Origin of the sequence: Methanosarcina soligelidi (assembly GCF_000744315.1) — an archaeon.
Taxonomy (GTDB): Archaea; Halobacteriota; Methanosarcinia; order Methanosarcinales; family Methanosarcinaceae; genus Methanosarcina; species Methanosarcina mazei.
Genome location: NZ_JQLR01000001.1, coordinates 526,905 through 543,732, shown reverse-complemented (window position 1 = coordinate 543,732; position 16,828 = coordinate 526,905). Strand labels below are relative to the sequence as shown.

Below are 16,828 nucleotides of genomic sequence, written 5' to 3'. Positions count from 1 at the left end.
TCTAAATATTTTGCCGAGACATCCGGTCACAGTCTTCAAAGCTTATAGGTTGTAGCGATATATGCTGCAGCTGCGGTTTTCACTATTTCTCCCGGAATAAAGGGGATGGCTCCGAGGGCAAGTGCTGTCTCGAGACCGATTTCAGCAACCAGCATTAACTGGGTAACACCCAGGGCATATATAGTTAAAATTCCCGCACTCATATTGAGGACATTAACTGCAAGCCCTGACTTTCCAGCGCTTTCTGCTTTTTCAGCGAGTTTGCCTGTAAAGTACGCAGCCACGATAAAACCGAAAATATATCCTCCTGTAGGTCCCAGGAGCACTCCCAGACCTGAACTGCCTCCTGAAAAGACCGGAAGCCCTGCAACACCGAGAAGGGTATATACAACCATGCTCAGACTCCCCCATTTACTCTTTAACATACTTCCTGCAAGCAAAACAAAAAAAACCTGCAGTGTGACAGGAACAGGAGAAAAAGGTATAGGGATCTGTATATAAGCTCCCACAGCAGTCAGGGCTGCAAAAAGGGATGCAAAGACCATTTTCCGGAGTTCCGAGGTATGAGGTGGGTAAGAATTGTCATGTCTTATATGCATGCTTTTTCCTTTCTTGTTATTTTTTATTTACCCGTCTTCCTTTCAGGTCTTCTCGTTTTAATATCATTTGAGTTTTCCTTCCTGAAAAATCATCAGGTAAATCTTTCTTAAAATATATTAATTGAACTGTGTGATCATGATATATCGAGATCCTCCAGGTAGCAGTGATCGTATTGTTAACTCCAATCTTCATTAACTTTTGAATGAGAACGGGTTCTCGATAATCTAAAAAACATTGTTAACCTCGAGGGGGTACATGGTTTACATTTGATTTAAAACTTTCCAGAGAATTCGCTTCAGGACATCTGCTCTTATGATATGGCAGGCTTTCCATGTTTGGAGCGATAATTAAATATATATCTTATGCCGGTATTATGGATACTTCACCTGGAATACAGTTTTACTATACTGTTTCATGCTGTGTTCTGGAAGTTCATTGTGGGCGCGTGGCCTAGCCCGGATATGGCGGCAGCCTCCTAAGCTGTAAATCGGGGGTTCAAATCCCTTCGCGCCCGCTAAAACCCATCTTTTCATTTAAATATATCTTTTATTTACTGTTCGTTTTTGTTTCAAATTTTTCCTTTTCATTTTACCGGTTTTGTATGTCTGCTTCTACAGTCATGTCTCTTTAATTGTGGAAAAATTTCTTATTTAGAAGTACAGTTATCTCCTATCTGCATTACAGCAAATGTTTAAGGTGCAGCGCACTTTCTATTTAAAATACAATTGCAGCTTCAGAGGACACAGAAATTGATCAGAAAAGCCAGGATAAGTGATGTTGTTGAGATGAAACAGATCATCAACACTTACTCCAGGGAGGAGCTTATGCTTGCTCGCTCCCTGAGCGAGATATATGAGAACATCAGGGACTATTACGTTTGTGAGATCGAAGGAGAAATTGTGGGATGCTGTGCCCTGCATGTAGTCTGGGAAGACCTTGCGGAAATTCTTGCTCTCGCCGTTAAACCTGATTGTGCAAGAAAAGGAGTGGGCACAAAGCTTGTCTCAGCCTGTCTTGAGGATGCAAAAAGCCTCGGCATGAAAGAAGTTTTTGCTCTTACCTATGTGCCCGGTTTTTTTGAAACCCTTGGCTTTAATATTGTTGACAAAAACAGCCTGCCCCGGAAGATCTGGTCAGGATGCATCAGGTGCCCCAAGTTCCCGGATTGTAATGAGATTGCCGTCCTTAAGTCAATCAAAGTATGAAAGATCCCGGGAGTTTTCAGGGAGTTTGAGCTTCGCTCTTCCCGAAATCTTTATTTTTTATATTTCCTTTGCAGAACTCAGGTTCTATTTCGGCTTTGAATCGTTTTTATCCGTCTCTTCTCTGACAGGCAAAAAACAAAAACTATTTATTCAGTAATTATTCTTTTTAGGTTGTCCTAATTATCTGAGCCGATCAATTTCGGGCAGGCGCCGGTGCGCTGGCAGGATGGTGTTAATGCATACGGATCGACTTGAAGAGTACCTTGAAACTATTCTTTACCTTATTACAAAAAACCAGAGCCCTGCTAAAACTAAACAAATTGCAGAAGAACTCAATGTGTCATCACCCAGTGTGACGGAAATGATTAAAAAGTTGCATTCAATGGGGTTTGTTGAATATAAACCTTATCAGGGGGTAGAATTGACTGAAAAAGGGGCTGAAGAAGCTGTTCGGATTAAAAGGAAACACCAGGTGCTTGAAACTTTCCTGGCTGAAGTCCTTGATTTTGACCGGAGGGAAGCCCATAAGGAAGCCTGTGAGCTTGAACATGCGGTATCGGATTCGGTTCTTGAGAGAATTTACGATTTCCTTGGAAACCCGGAGTACTGTCCTGACGGACACCCGATAAATATTGATAAAAATAATTTGCAGCGAGAAGAAGCGTTCATTCCTCTGGATGAAATGAAAGAGGGAAGTTCAGGCACGGTTGCAAGAGTAACCCTTCCCAGAGAAACCAAAGAGCGTTTGACCTCCCTTGGTATTATAGCAGGAGAGGATATCGAAGTCCGGCGCAAGCAAAAACAGGGCTGTATTTCAGTCATGGCTGTCGGGTCCGAGATCGCCCTTGGAAGGGATGTAGCAAAAAAAATTTTCATCACTCCTAAATGAAAAGTCCTGTAAAAATGGATGATTCAGCTGTAACTGGAGTGGAGTGTAGTTGACGGAGATGTGATAGAGATTTCCAGCTCATGCTGTAATCCCGGTGAGAGAGGTAAAAATGACCCCCTTTATGAAAGGATTCCTCCCTATGATTTGACACTTGCTTTTATAGGCAACCCGAGCGTTGGAAAAAGCGTTTTCTTTAGCAGGCTTACAGGCGTCGGGGTTGAAGTTTCCAACTATCCTGGCACAACGGTTTCGCTCAAACAGGGAACTGTAAAAGTAAACGACAGGACCATTGAAGTAGTAGACCTTCCCGGAATATACTCTCTGGGGGTTGCAAACGAAGATGAAAAGGTAACCAAGAGATTCCTTATTGAAAATTCTCCTGATGTTATTGTTAATGTCCTTGATGCAAGCCGGCTTGAGAGAAACCTCTATCTGACCCTTCAGCTCCTGGAACTCGATATCCCTATGGTCATCGCCTTAAATCAGGTAGATCTTGCAGCCGAGCTTGGTATCCTTGTTGATACGGATAAACTCTCGGAACTTCTGGGCCTGCCCGTAGTCCCAACTGTTGCAACCTGGGGTGTGGGGCTTGACGATGTCGTGCTTGCGGCTCTTGAAGAAGCAAGAAAAGTCCAGAAGCACCACAGGGTAAGATACAGCCAGTGGATCCGTCAGGCTCTATCCGGGCTTGACCATGCTTTTCCGAATGTATCTCAAAGTGTTAAGATTGCAGCCCTGTTAAACGACGCGGAGTTTGTGGAACTCTGCTGCATGCCGCCTGAAGCAAATGCGATTCTTTCTTCTGCCAGGCGTTTGAGGCAGAATATTGAAATCGATCACGGAATCTCAGTTCCTGACACGGTCGCAAGAGACCTTTACGGAGAGTCCGGATTTATTGTTGACACTGTGGTTTCAAGTTTTGAGCCTAAAAAAAGGTTCCGTGATAAAGTAGATAAAGTTCTTACTTCTCCTCACTTCGGAATAGCAGTCCTTATATCTGCTCTTCTGTTTACGTTTTTAATGGTCTTCAGGGTAGGGGGTTTTCTCGAAACCTGGATTGTTAACGACCTTTTCGAGCCTCATATAATCCAGCCCGTCGAGGAGATGACTCGTGATATGTCTCCCGTTGTCAGAAACCTTATCGTCTATTCCCTGCGAGGTGTGGAAGCCGGATTCGCAATCGCAATCCCGTACATTGCAGTATTTTACGCGATTCTCTCCATATTCGAGGATTCGGGCTACCTGACAAGGGCAGCTTTTCTTCTGGACAATGTAACACATAAACTCGGGCTTCACGGGAGAGCTGTCATCCCTCTTGTTCTGGGGTTTGGCTGCAATGTCCCGGCAATAATGGCTGTACATGCACTCGGTACAAAAAGGGAAAAGAGGATAGCTTCGATTCTTATCTCTCTTATTCCCTGCTCTGCAAGGACAGTTATCATCCTTGGGCTTGTAGGGACCTTTGTTGGTTTCTGGCCTGCGGTTTCGATCTATGTGCTTGAGGTCATCATAATCGGAGCAATGGGCTGGATTCTTGGAAGAACTCTTCCGGGCCAGAGAAGCGGTTTCATTATGGAAATGACTCCTCTCAGGAAACCCGAACTCAAATCAACCCTCAGAAAGACCTGGATGAAAAGCCGTGAATTTTTATACATAGCTTTTCCGCTGCTGCTCGCAGGGAGTGCAGCCCTGGGAGTTGCCGATGCACTGGGACTTCTTTCTGTCTTCCAGGACTTCGTAGAGCCCATATCCGTAGGGCTTCTGGGACTTCCGGCTTTTGCCGCAACAGCTCTTGTCTTTGGGATTCTCAGAAAAGAAATGGCGCTTCAGATTCTTGCAGTACTGGCAGGCACAGCCAATTTTGCAGCAGTGATGACTCCGCTTCAGATGTATCAGTTTGCGGTGATCACTACGATTTATGTCCCTTGCGTGGCAACGATTGCAGTACTGAAGCATGAACTCGGTACAAAAGATACAACTCTAATTGTCACCTTCACAATAGTCCTTGCTGTTGTAGTAGGTGTTTTGATCCGGATTTTCGGGCCTTTATTCCTTTAATTTTTCATTTTTTGTTCTTTTACTGTATTTTTTTCCTTATTCTAGCCTGTGATGCTGAATCAAATTATGTGCCTTAAGCACAATTTTTATATATTAAAACTCTTCTTTATTCCTTTCTCTTTTATTCTTCTATTAACGTTAATTATTAATACTTTATACATCGTGTTTATTTCCGATGACTCGGATTACCGATCACTTACAGAAAAACGTATTTAGTGTTATTATGGATATTTTCGAAATGGACCATTTCCGAGAGCCAGAGGTTGAAGAGGTTCAACTTTTTCTCGAAAGCACCGGAACCCACGGTTCTATTGTTGACGAAACTGCTCTGGATATGGACTGCGGTACATCCCCCAAAATACAGGCAAGGCAAAGTGTACTGCTCAATTTCGATGAACCTGTTCAGCCCATTAAGTAACACTTACCCCTGAGAAGTTCCATCCCATATTGAAATCCAACTCTTTAACTCCTTTTGTTTTAGAGTTAGTTTTTGGGTTTCATTCTCTATTTTGTAAAATTCAGGACCTTGAGCCTTCTTCTATTTATCTAAAACAGTCTATATAAAACTGTCAGCCGTGCCTCTCCTTCCGGAATTTTCTTCTATATTATCCTCTATTATTCTCTATATGTGTTCTTCGTAATTCTCCTGAGCACAGGCCTGCACAGTAACGTCTATTTAATATTTTTTGTTTGAACTTTTTCGGAAAATATTTATTCTGCTTTTCTGTCCCGTTCTTTTGCAGAAAAAATTATTTTTCTATGGAATACCTCTTTTCCCTGCCTGCAATATTATATCTCCTCATGTGAGATGCTTTAGTATGCATATAATTTTTCACAAAAAAACTTAATGATATGGATTTCTTCCCTTCTGGGTATTTTAGGGCTTCCTCTCCTGTTTTTAATAATCATGTTAATTTAGTCTTCTTTCTCCGGAAATTTTATATTTTATGCCCTGTTTTGATTCCTCTGTATGGTCTCTGTATTCGGTTTCAGAAAAGTTAATAAAGTTATCTTATTATAATATAATTTAAAGTAATATGGAAGCCGCTGAATACTATCGATTACCATATATATATAAAGTAAGATTACATCTACTTTATACATATTATTTAAATTTCACTGACCAGATCAGTCTAATTATATTATAATGAAGTTTCATGATAACAATAATTTCCAGGCATAAAAAACCCGGGACCCGAGTTTATTATTAGAGGTATTTTCATGAGAACTGGACAGAGGGACATGCACAATACACCGCTTAAAAGGCGACTGTCAATTACCTGCGAGGAGCTCGAAACTCTCAAAAAATCAATAAAGACTTCGGTTCTCAATGAGCTTCAGGCCGAAGTAGAAAATGGTTCTGGCCCTGATTCCTTTAAGGATCAAATTCTATCCGAAATAAGGGCTGAAATGAGGGGGCTATCCGACTCTGCATCTCTCAAGGCTTCAATCCTTGGTGACCTCAGGTCCGAATTAATTTCCGGTAGAAATGACGAATCCGAAGCTATTGACCGGAGAGTGAAAGAGCTTGCTGGAGTACAGGATGGGCTCGTCAGAGAACTGCTCGACCAGAAAATGCTTATAAAGAAACTGGAATCAGAAGTTGAAAGGCTTTCAAAAGCACTGGAAAGTAAGCAAAATCCTGTTACACATTCCTCTCCTTCTCCCTCTGTTCCTGTCCTTGAAGACCCCCTTGACCTTCCTCCTCTCTCCAGAAAACCAAAGCGTAAACTTGAGTTCCAAAAAGATGGTTCTTCCTCACATGAGAGGAGCGATTTCAGGGAAGCTTCCGCACCTCTCCCGGGTACAAACGCAAAAGTCCAGCTGAAAATAAAAGAGGTTGAACCAGGGGAGCTTGACAGGAAGGAGCCCGTCGAAACAAAATGCGAATACATTATTGCCGAGAGTGGGGACCGAAAACGGTTTAGAGGCACTCTGAGGCAGTCAACCCCCGTAATTGAGGCTCCTGCGGGGCATTTATTTCCCCCACGACCACCCGTTTCTTCAAGGTCCTGCCCTCCCGTGAAGGCAGATTCTGTGAAATCCCGGCCTGATGACGATTACAAATGTGAATACATCATCGCCGAAAAGGCCCCTAAAAGGCATATAATTGAAGAGTCTGTAGACCTGAGAGACAGTGAGGACGCGGAACTCATTACCTGCAGCCGAAAAGATTCCAGGGCAAAATGAGACTTAAAAAAACGAAAGTTCCCTCAAAAACGCAAAACCTCAGAGGCATTCTGTGTACATAAAAGAGATTGAGTTCGTTAATTTCAAGTCCTTTGGAAAAAAAGTAAGGATTTCCTTTTACAATGACTTCACCACTATTTCCGGTCCAAACGGAAGTGGAAAGTCAAATATCATAGATGGGATTCTCTTTGCGCTCGGGCTCACAAGCTCAAGAACCTTAAGGGCTGAAAAACTTACTGACCTTATTTATAACGGGGATGAAGCAAAAAAACCGGATTTTGCCCAGGTTACGATACGTTTTGACAATACTGACCGCAAACTGCCTTTAGAACTCGATGAGATTGAAGTCTCAAGAAAGGTCAGACGGACTAAAAATGCGTATTACAGCTATTTTTACTTTAACGGGAAAGCCGTAAGCCTCGGAGAGATTCATTCCCAGCTTGCAAAGGCAGGGGTAACCCCTGAAGGCTATAACGTAGTAATGCAGGGAGATGTCACACAGATTATTTCCATGACATCTGTGGAAAGGCGGAAGATTATTGACGAGATTGCCGGGGTTGCAGAATTTGACGAGCGCAAGCAAAAAGCACTCGGTGAACTTGAAATCGTCAGGCAGCAGATAGAACGCGTTGATATTATCCTTGAAGAGGTGCGCACCCAGCTTGAAAAACTCTCGGGGGAACGTGACCAGGCCCTGAAATATCAGTCTCTTAAATCTGAAAAGGTTAAATTCGAAGGTTATGTCCTGCTCTCCAAACTCAAGGACGCAAAGACTGAACTGGAAAATGTGGATAAGGAACTGGCAGGAAAAGAAGAGCACCTCGAAAAAGTACAGGTACTGCTTAATGAAAGGGCTCAGGAACTGGAAGCCCTTGAAATAATCCTGGAAAATCTCTCCCTTGAAATCCGGAAAAAAGGGGAAGACGAACAGCTTCAGGTTAAGAAGGAAATAGAAGAGACAAAAGGGGAAATCTCCCGCTGTGTTGACAGCATTGAGGTTTCGGAATCCGAACTTGAAGAAGCTGACGCACGGCGCAGAAAAGCATTTGTTGATATTGACTCTACAAAGGGAAAGGTCCGGGAGCTCGAAGAGAAAATCGAAGCTGAAAACGTAAGGAAAGAAAGCATCTCAGCAGAACTTTCCGAAAGAAAAACCGAGCGCATGCTTCTTCAGAGCAGGATTGCTGATATTGACGCAAAATTCGCAGCAACAAGGGACGAGCTCATGGTTGCCCGCAAAAAGCTCGAGGACGTTAAAAACGAAAAGAACGAGCTTATCCGGAATGAGGACAGGCTTCTTGATGCCCTCAGGAGAAAGTCTTCGGAACTGCGCGAGATCGAGAATCAGATAAAGGACGCACAGGCTGCAGTTACTGCTTCGGACAGCGATACCCTTTCTGTCCAGTATGAAATAGAAAAACTTACAAGCAATCTTGAGTCTCTCATAAAAGACCGGGACGATATCGAGAGCAGCCATTTCAGGATCAAAGAAGACATTAAAAAACTTGAAAGCCGACTTCATACCCTCCAGCAGGAATATGCGATTGCTGAGGCAAGGTTCCGGGCTTCGGAGCATGGGGGAGGTTACTCAAGAGCAGTAGAGCTGGTAATCGGGGCTTCCAGGCAGGAAGAGCTCTTCGGAATCCACGGTACCATTGCCCAGCTAGGAAAAGTAGACCGCAGGTATGCGGCTGCCCTTGAGGTTGCTGCAGGGAACAGGATGCAGGCGGTTGTCGTGGATACTGATGCTGACGCGGCAGAAGCGATCGAATTCCTTAAACGGAAAAAAGGGGGCAGGGCTACTTTTCTTCCGCTTAATAAAATGAAGGATGCTAGAAGGCTTGAAAACCTGAATTATGAAAATGGGGTAATAGGGTACGCAATCGACCTTATAGAATTCGATCCTGATTTCGAGCCTGCTTTCTGGTATGTTTTTCAGGATACTCTTGTTATGGAAGACCTTGCCAGTGCCCGCCGCCTTATGGGCAGGGCAAGAATGGTAACCCTTGAAGGCGAACTCCTTGAAAAGAGCGGGGCAATGGTAGGAGGTTCTCTTTCTTCAAAATCAGGGATTTCTTTTGCAGCAGCGGAAAAAGACAAGCTCCTTGAACTTGCGGAGGAGATAAGGTCCCTTGATGCAAGCCGGAATGCGGCAATCAGCAAACAGGACAGCATTGAAAGCCATGTTTTTGAGCTTAGCAGGAAGATCCGTGACTGTGAGGCTACGATTTCCAGAAAAGAACTCGAACTTCAGGAGATTGCCGGCAGGGAAGCCAAACTCGCAGAACTCCTTGAAGCCAAACAGGCAGACCTGAAAGCGATTGAAGAATCAAGGACCGAACTCAGGGCTGAAATGGACAGGGTAATTGCGGAAAAGACTGAAAAAGAAGGTATTGCGGCTGAACTTGAATCCCAGGTCGCAGAACTTGAAGCAAAGCTTGCAGATTCTCCTCTCCCCGAGATAAACAAAAAAGCGGATTTTGTGGATGAAGAGATCCGCAGGCTTGACGGCAGGATGAGGGATACCGAAGCCAGCCTGAATGCCCTGCAGCTTGAAAAAGAATACGCTGAACAGAAGATTAACGAAGCCAAGGAGCTTATAAAAGAACTCGATGAAAAGAAAGCTTCAAGGCGTGAAAGAGTAGATTCTCTTAAAGCAAAAATTACTGAACTTGAAGCTCAGCTTGAAGAAAAACGGAAACGTGAACTTCAGCTTTCAGATGAGCTTATAGGGCTTCAGAATGAGAGGGAGGGAGTTCAGGCAGAACATAGTGCTGTAAAGCGCAGGGTCAGCACAGCTGCAACAACCCTTGAAAAAGCAAAACAGCAGGTAATTACGCTCACAGCTACCAGGAGCGCACTTTTTGACCAGGAAAAACAGCTGGTTGAAGAGATCGAGAGAAGAGGAATTGAAGATACCTCAGAGGTTCCGAGCTACGAAACCGTTTACATGCGGATACAGGCAATAGAAGAAGCCATGCGCAGGCTTGAGCCTGTAAATATGCGGGCAATTGACGAGTATAATGAGGTGGAATTCAGGCTTTCTGACCTTCAGGGCAAGCGTGATACTCTCTTCACTGAAAGGGAGCAGCTCCTTGAACGCATTGACCAGTACGAACAGCTCAAGCGGGATACCTTTATGGAGGCTTACATAAGCATAAATTCCAACTTCAAAGAGATCTTTTACGAACTTTCTGACGGCATGGGCGAACTTCTGCTGGAAAACCCTGACGACCCCTTTGCCGGAGGAATGACCCTGAGAGCCCAGCCAAAAGAAAAGACCCTCCAGCGCATAGAAGCAATGTCCGGAGGAGAAAAGAGTCTTACTGCACTTGCTTTCATTTTTGCAATCCAGCAGTACCGACCTGCTCCTTTCTACGCTTTTGATGAGATTGACATGTTCCTTGACGGCTGGAATGTGGAGAGGGTCTCAAGGCGCGTAAAAACATCGGGCTCAAAGGTCCAGTTTATTGTTGTTTCTTTACGAAAGCCCATGATCCAGGCTGCAAGCCGGACAATAGGGGTTACTATGCAGGAGAATAATATCACGAGTATTACCGGAGTGAAGCTTAATGGCTGAAATTATTGATAACTCGGCACTTGACATTTCCGGCCTTACTTCTCCCGAGGTCTGCGATTCCGGTGAGAAGGACTCTCTTTTTTCAGACCCTGAAACTTTCGGGCTTCCTACAACTCTTTCTTATCTTGGCATTAACTGGGCTCTTCTTGACCTCTCGGAATTTAACACCTGTGAGCCTCTGGGCATTCTGGTCGAACTTGCAAAGGACGGAAAGATAGACCCCTGGGACATCGATGTTGTGCAGCTAACCGATAATTTCCTGCGCAGGATAGAAGAACTCCAGAAAATGGACCTCAGAATTTCTTCAAGGACTCTCCTTTATTCAGCTATCCTCCTCCGCATGAAATCTTCAGTAATCATGGGGCCTGAAGAAGAGGAGGCAGAAGATTTTGATTCTGGCTTTTTCGATGACGAAGAGCTTCCGGAGCCTGATGAGTTTCCGGTTCCGAAGCTGCCTGTCCGCCGCCTTTCAACAAGGCCTGTTACATTGAATGAACTGATAGTGGAGCTCAAAAAAGCCGAAAAATCACTCTCAAGAAAAAACGAAAAAAGAGCCCGTCTGGCAGCAGAAGAACATGATATTCCTGATGCCCCTCTGGCTACCGGAGATGTGCTCGGGATTGCCCATGACGAGGCTATCAGCTCGAGGCTGGCCTTAATCTGGGGCAGGCTTGTTGAGCTTTTTATGAAGCAGCCTGTTGCGGAATTTTCTGCCCTGACCCACATGAGTGAGGACAGGATAATGGATTACCTTTCCCTTCTCTTTCTTGCTTCAAGCAGGAAGATCTGGCTTTTCCAGGAGGAGCTTTTCGGAGAGTTACATATTTATCCCGGAGAGGATTCCGGTTTTCCCACAGAGAATAACCCTCCTCTTTTCCATCAGATAAAAAAGGGCTTAACAGAAGATGTTTCAGATCTCGAAGACGGCGTAAATCCTGAAGTCCTTTCCTGTGAACCGGAATATATAAATCCTGACTCTTCTGAAGAAGCACATTAATTCCCTGAAAAATAATTTTACTCTCTTTTCTGGTCGTGAAATTTATGAGTGAGCTTGAAATTATCGAAGCGGCTCTTTTTGCTGCAGGCAGGGCAGTAAGCCTTGAAAAACTTATGAAAATTACCGGGAAGCCGAAAAAAAATGTCTCTTCGGCAGTTCAGGAGCTGATGGGTGCTTATTCTTCCCGGAGGTCGGGTCTTGAAATCCTTGATCTTGGAGACCGCTATGTCATGCAGGTGAAGCCTGAGTATTCCGAACTCATGCGTGAGGTTGCCCCAAAAGAACTCTCAGCTCCCAAACTCCGGACTCTGTCCATGATTGCTTATCATCAGCCCCTTCTCCAGTCCGACCTCATTGAAATGAGAGGCAGTGGAGCTTATGACCACATAAAAGACCTGATTGAAAGAGGTTTTGTCGAGTCTGTTCCCTGTGGAAGGAGCAGGCAGCTTTCCACCTCCCCTCTGTTTGCAGATTATTTCGGGCTCAAAAAGAACGATCCCAAAGCTATAAAAGAGAAAATTATCGAGTTATTGAGGGCTCAGGGCGGTCAGAGTGAGATCAACCTCTGGGTCGGGAAAAAGACCATTGCAGTGACTCCTATGTACGAGTCCCTTATGAAGATGTGCGGGATTAAAGATTATTTTGTTGTGAATGCTTACTGCCCTTCCAAAGAGGAAATTTCTCGCCTGCTTGAAGCTGATGTTCTTATAGTTACTGCCGGTTACCTCGATACGGTAAAACAACACTGCGATGGCGAGATCCTTGAGGTCCGTTCGACAACCTTTGGAGACCTTATTGAGGCAGTTTCCTTAATCTCTGAAGAACTTTCCGATGAAGTAGACCCTGAAGCTGTGGAAAACACTCTTCGGAAAATCAGGGGGACAAGAGAAAAATATGTAGCTTCAGCCATGCTCATTGAGAAGAAAGTAAAACCTGCAACTGATATGGTCTCAAAAATCGTCAATGATCTAAATATAAGGATTTCTACGGAAGGCATCCTTATAGCTCCTGATTACGGGACTTCGGGCGAGGGAGTAAGTATCGGAAAAGGGGCTAAAATTCTGGTCCCCACCCACCGCAGTGTAGAGGGAGATCTTCTTGAGAGGGTATATAAAAAATATGACTCTATCATTGAAGGTTTAAAAAATTTTGAGGGCTGATCTCTTATAAAGCCAGGTCGGAGGCCGTTTTCTTCTTTAATTTTTTTTATTTTACTGGCGCCTCCAATTTAAGCTTTTCTGTCGTATTTATATTCTTTATATATGGTATTTATATAGTATGCAGGGCATTTAACTATAGCTTTATATACTGGTTAGAGGATATTACTTTTGCTTTATATACTGAGGGTTGACTAATGAGCGAATCTAGCATCAAAATCGAAAACGTGGTTGCATCCACCAAACTCGCTGAAGAGTTTGATTTAACTGTGATAGAATCCCAGTTCGAAGGGGCTGAGTATAACAAACAGAAGTTCCCTGGACTCGTCTACAGAGTCTCTGACCCTAAAGCCGCTTTTCTGGTATTTACTTCCGGAAAGGTTGTCTGCACAGGAGCAAAAAACGTTGCTGACGTGCACACAGTTATTGGCAACATGGCAAAAAAGCTGAACAGCATCGGGATCAAAACAATGGAAAACCCGCAGATTACTGTTCAGAATATAGTCGCTTCAGCAGATCTGCACACCATTCTTAACCTCAATGCAATTGCAATCGGGCTTGGGCTTGAGAATATTGAATACGAACCCGAGCAGTTTCCTGGTCTTGTATACAGAATTGATGAGCCCAAAGTAGTTGTGCTTATCTTCAGCTCCGGAAAACTGGTAGTTACAGGCGGCAAGACGCCTGAAGATTGCGAGAGCGGCGTTGAAGTAGTCCGTCAGCAGCTCGACAATATGGGGCTTTTATAAGAACCCTCAATCTATTAATTATATACCATTTTTCTGGAAATTAGGTAACTTACTGGCTTTATATGCTAAGGGTGGACAAATGAGCGAATCTAGTATCAAGATCGAAAATGTGGTTGCATCCACCAAACTCGCTGAAGAATTCGACTTAACTGTTATCGAATCAGAGTTCGAAGGAGCAGAGTACAACAAGCAGAAGTTCCCCGGGCTCGTTTACAGGGTTTCAGATCCTAAAGCTGCATTCCTGGTCTTTACTTCCGGCAAGGTTGTCTGTACAGGGACGAAAAATGTTGCCGATGTACACACAGTTGTAGGCAATTTGGCGAAAAAGCTGAACAGTATAGGGATTAAGACCATAGAGGACCCTCAGATTACTGTCCAGAATATTGTTGCTTCCGCAGACCTGCATACTATTTTGAACCTTAATGCAATTGCAATAGGGCTTGGACTTGAAAACATTGAATACGAGCCTGAGCAGTTTCCTGGTCTTGTATACAGAATTGATGAGCCCAAAGTAGTTGTGCTTATCTTCAGCTCCGGAAAACTGGTAGTTGCAGGCGGTAAGAGCCCTGAAGATTGCGAGAGGAGCGTGGAAGTAGTCCGCCAGCAGCTCGACAGTATGGGTCTTTTATAAAATCCTCAAACTTTTTATCTATTATATCCATTTTAATCTGCCTCATAAAGTACATGGGGAATACTAAAATAAAAACGGATTCTGCGGTATTCGTAGAGGCTCCGGCAAAGGATATGTGTGAAACGTGAATAATGCAGATGTTTGCATCCTCATTCCTACACTTAACGAAGCTGCAACTATAGGGGAGCTCATTAAAGACTTTAAGAAAGAAGGCTTTTCCAATATTCTGGTAATAGATGGAAACAGCAGGGACGGAACAGCACAGATTGCAGAAGCTGAAGGCGCAAGAGTTGTCCTGCAGACCGGAAGGGGAAAGGGGCAGGCAATGATCCAGGCTTTTGGACTCATCGAATGCCCCTATGTAATAATGGTTGACGGGGACGGGACATATCTTGCAAAAGAAGCTCCTTTTCTTCTAAGGCCTGTTCTGGAAGGAACAGCCGACCATGTTATAGGCAACCGGCTGGAAAAATATTCTCGGGGCTCTTTTACAAAACTGAACCTGGTTGGCAACCGCCTGATAAATACGCTCTTTGACACCGTTTATGGGGTGCAGTTAAGGGATATCCTCTCAGGTTACCGTGCGTTCACGCTTGAGAGTATAAGGGAGCTTGAGCTTAATAAAACAGGATTTGAGATTGAGACCGAAATATCAGTAGAATGTGTCCTGAAAAAGCAGAGAGTCGAAGAGATTTCGATTACTTATCTCCCCAGAAGTAAAAAAGGTGCAACCAAGCTAAACCCCGTAAAAGACGGAATAAGAATCGGTTCTACTATTTACAGGCTTGCAAAAGTTCATAACCCTATGTTTTATTTTGGGATCATTGGTTTTGCCTTTATTATTGCAGGTCTGTTTACAGGAACCTATGTGGTAGTTGAGTGGTTCAAGGATATCACTCATGTTCTCCTTTCAGTTCTCACGGCCCTGTTTATTATATTCGGACTTCAGATGTTTATTTTCGGGATGCTCAGCGACCTTATAGTAACTCTTCACAGGCAAACGGTCAACTTGATCCAGGAAAGAAATAAGCAGAGAAAATGATCGGGACCTTCTGGTCTTCTGGTCACCCCCAGATTCCTTTCATATACTTCTCAGATTTTATCATATGCTTTTTTTATTCCTGTCCGGGTCAATTTTTAACTTTTTTGTCATGCTATTTATCTTTATTTTTCAGAATAATTCTCAGGATAATTCTTGGTTTAAATCAAGTTTACTTGTGTAAAACTCAGCCATACTTTCGGAATTCTTTATAAAAACCTTATTTTAATGCTGAACTTTATATTTTTCGATATCAAAAGAGGCTCAAGTAAAGTAAAGTTGTTTAAGATTAAAGTTTGTTTTTTAAATAGTGTTATATATAATTACTTTCCTTTTATGTTCTAACTCACAATCCCTTTACTTACATATGAACTCTGATGCTAATCTCATTTACAAATGAAAGCTTGAGGTAATAAAGATGACAATTGTGGAAGATGCACAGAAAGGAATTATCACCGAAGAGATGAAGATCGTCGCAAAGGATGAAGGACTTGACCCTGAATTCATCCGCCGCGGTGTTGCAGCCGGAAGGATCGTTATTCCAACTTCTCCTTACAGACAGGTTAAGATCTGCGGTATCGGAGAAGGGCTCAGGACCAAGGTCAATGCCTCTATCGGTGTATCCTCGGACATTGTTGATCCCGACATGGAAGTCAAAAAAGCAATCGCTGCAGAAAAAGCAGGTGCTGACACTCTCATGGAGCTAGGAACCGGTGGCGACTTCCTTGGAATCAGGAAAAAAGTCATTGACAGCATCTCCCTCTCTGTCGGTTCAGTGCCTCTCTATCAGGCTTTCATTGAAGCTGCAAGAAAATATGGCTCAATTGTGCACATGACAGAAGACGAGCTCTTTAACGCAACCGAAGCCCAGGCAAAGCTCGGAACCAACTTCATGGCAATCCACACAGGGATCAACAACATTACCCTTGACAGGCTTAAAGCTCACGGCAGGTACGGCGGACTCTGCTCCCGCGGCGGCGCTTTCATGAGCTCTTGGATGCTCCATAACGAAAAGGAAAACCCGCTTTTCGCAAACTTCGACTACCTTGCTGAAATCCTCAAGGAACACGAAGTCGTCCTCTCAACAGGAAACGGAATGCGTGCAGGTGCAGTCCACGATGCAACCGACCGCGCTCAGATCCAGGAATTGATCATTAACTCTGAAATTGCTGACAGAGCACACAAGCAGGGCCTGCAGGTCATTGTCGAAGGTCCTGGCCACGTCCCGCTCGACCAGATCGCAACCAACGTGAAGCTCATGAAAGAAATGAGTGGTCACAAGCCCTTCTACATGCTCGGCCCTCTCGTTACTGACATCGCTCCTGGCTACGACCACATCGTAACCGCAATCGGCGCATCCGTGTCCGCATCATACGGCTGCGACTTCCTCTGCTACGTAACTCCTGCAGAACACCTTGCCCTCCCGAACCTCGAAGACGTCATCACCGGTGTCAAGACCTCCAGAATTGCAGCCCACGTCGGCGACATGATAAAGTATCCTGACAGGGCAAAACAGTGGGACCTTGACATGGGCAGAGCCAGAAGGGAACTCGACTGGGAAAAGATGTACTCCCTTGCAATCGACCCGGAACACGCAAGAGAAGTCAGGAACAGCAGGGCACCTGAAGACACAGATGCATGCACAATGTGCGGCAACTTCTGCGCCCTCAAGATCGTCAACCAGAACTACAACCTTGCAAAATAAGCAGGCACTGATTCAACTAAGAGTAAGG

At 44.2% G+C, this 16,828-nt stretch carries 13 protein-coding genes and 1 tRNA gene; 13 read left to right on the top strand and 1 reads right to left on the bottom strand.

The window, feature by feature from the left end; all coding sequences use genetic code 11:
* Positions 1 to 35 precede the first annotated feature (35 nt).
* On the bottom strand, positions 36 to 599 hold the full coding sequence (locus M886_RS02520) for a biotin transporter BioY (protein ID WP_048050600.1): 564 nt from the start codon (positions 597 to 599) through the stop codon (positions 36 to 38).
* Between the two features lie 440 nt (positions 600 to 1,039).
* Here M886_RS02520 and M886_RS02515 point away from each other — a divergent pair.
* The 13 genes from M886_RS02515 to thiC all read left to right on the top strand — a co-directional run bounded on the left by M886_RS02515 (position 1,040) and on the right by thiC (position 16,800).
* Positions 1,040 to 1,114 (top strand) — tRNA-Arg (locus M886_RS02515).
* Between the two features lie 235 nt (positions 1,115 to 1,349).
* Complete coding sequence (locus tag M886_RS02510) at positions 1,350 to 1,805, top strand: N-acetyltransferase (protein ID WP_048050599.1); 456 nt, start codon at positions 1,350 to 1,352, stop codon at positions 1,803 to 1,805.
* Positions 1,806 to 2,040: 235 nt separating this feature from the next.
* Positions 2,041 to 2,694 carry a metal-dependent transcriptional regulator gene (locus M886_RS02505; protein WP_048046288.1) on the top strand — a complete coding sequence of 218 codons (654 nt, stop codon included), beginning with the start codon at positions 2,041 to 2,043 and terminating at the stop codon, positions 2,692 to 2,694.
* A 60-nt stretch (positions 2,695 to 2,754) separates the two neighbouring features.
* Entirely contained in the window at positions 2,755 to 4,752 is a 1,998-nt protein-coding gene (feoB, locus tag M886_RS02500) for a ferrous iron transport protein B (RefSeq protein WP_048050598.1), read from the top strand.
* 238 nt (positions 4,753 to 4,990) lie between these two features.
* Positions 4,991 to 5,170, top strand: a complete 180-nt coding sequence (locus M886_RS02495) for a hypothetical protein (protein ID WP_230626461.1) — start codon at positions 4,991 to 4,993, stop codon at positions 5,168 to 5,170.
* An 803-nt stretch (positions 5,171 to 5,973) separates the two neighbouring features.
* A complete protein-coding gene (locus tag M886_RS02490; RefSeq protein WP_048050596.1) occupies positions 5,974 to 6,942 on the top strand; it encodes a hypothetical protein in 969 nt (322 codons plus the stop codon).
* Between the two features lie 52 nt (positions 6,943 to 6,994).
* On the top strand, positions 6,995 to 10,522 hold the full coding sequence (gene smc, locus M886_RS02485; protein ID WP_048050595.1) for a chromosome segregation protein SMC: 3,528 nt from the start codon (positions 6,995 to 6,997) through the stop codon (positions 10,520 to 10,522).
* Entirely contained in the window at positions 10,515 to 11,519 is a 1,005-nt protein-coding gene (locus tag M886_RS02480) for a segregation/condensation protein A (protein WP_048046290.1), read from the top strand. The genes smc and M886_RS02480 overlap by 8 nt, the downstream gene beginning before the upstream one ends.
* Before the next feature lie 44 nt (positions 11,520 to 11,563).
* Entirely contained in the window at positions 11,564 to 12,679 is a 1,116-nt protein-coding gene (gene scpB / locus M886_RS02475; RefSeq protein ID WP_048050594.1) for an SMC-Scp complex subunit ScpB, read from the top strand.
* 194 nt (positions 12,680 to 12,873) lie between these two features.
* On the top strand, positions 12,874 to 13,425 hold the full coding sequence (locus M886_RS02470; protein WP_011032977.1) for a TATA-box-binding protein: 552 nt from the start codon (positions 12,874 to 12,876) through the stop codon (positions 13,423 to 13,425).
* Positions 13,426 to 13,504: 79 nt separating this feature from the next.
* Entirely contained in the window at positions 13,505 to 14,056 is a 552-nt protein-coding gene (locus M886_RS02465) for a TATA-box-binding protein (protein ID WP_048046292.1), read from the top strand.
* A 124-nt stretch (positions 14,057 to 14,180) separates the two neighbouring features.
* Positions 14,181 to 15,098: an S-layer glycoprotein N-glycosyltransferase AglJ gene (gene aglJ / locus M886_RS02460; RefSeq protein WP_048046293.1), complete on the top strand. Its 918-nt coding sequence runs from the start codon at positions 14,181 to 14,183 to the stop codon at positions 15,096 to 15,098.
* Between the two features lie 415 nt (positions 15,099 to 15,513).
* On the top strand, positions 15,514 to 16,800 hold the full coding sequence (gene thiC / locus M886_RS02455; protein ID WP_048050593.1) for a phosphomethylpyrimidine synthase ThiC: 1,287 nt from the start codon (positions 15,514 to 15,516) through the stop codon (positions 16,798 to 16,800).
* Positions 16,801 to 16,828 lie beyond the last annotated feature (28 nt).

Bases quoted from the DNA above. Each gene is read 5' to 3' on its own strand.
- M886_RS02505 (WP_048046288.1), top strand. From the start codon at position 2,041: ATGCATACGGATCGACTTGAAGAGTACCTTGAAACTATTCTTTACCTT.
- M886_RS02465 (WP_048046292.1), top strand. From the start codon at position 13,505: ATGAGCGAATCTAGTATCAAGATCGAAAATGTGGTTGCATCCACCAAA.
- scpB (WP_048050594.1), top strand. From the start codon at position 11,564: ATGAGTGAGCTTGAAATTATCGAAGCGGCTCTTTTTGCTGCAGGCAGG.
- M886_RS02495 (WP_230626461.1), top strand. From the start codon at position 4,991: ATGGACCATTTCCGAGAGCCAGAGGTTGAAGAGGTTCAACTTTTTCTC.
- M886_RS02490 (WP_048050596.1), top strand. From the start codon at position 5,974: ATGAGAACTGGACAGAGGGACATGCACAATACACCGCTTAAAAGGCGA.
- M886_RS02520 (WP_048050600.1), bottom strand. From the start codon at position 599: ATGCATATAAGACATGACAATTCTTACCCACCTCATACCTCGGAACTC.
- M886_RS02480 (WP_048046290.1), top strand. From the start codon at position 10,515: ATGGCTGAAATTATTGATAACTCGGCACTTGACATTTCCGGCCTTACT.
- thiC (WP_048050593.1), top strand. From the start codon at position 15,514: ATGACAATTGTGGAAGATGCACAGAAAGGAATTATCACCGAAGAGATG.
- M886_RS02470 (WP_011032977.1), top strand. From the start codon at position 12,874: ATGAGCGAATCTAGCATCAAAATCGAAAACGTGGTTGCATCCACCAAA.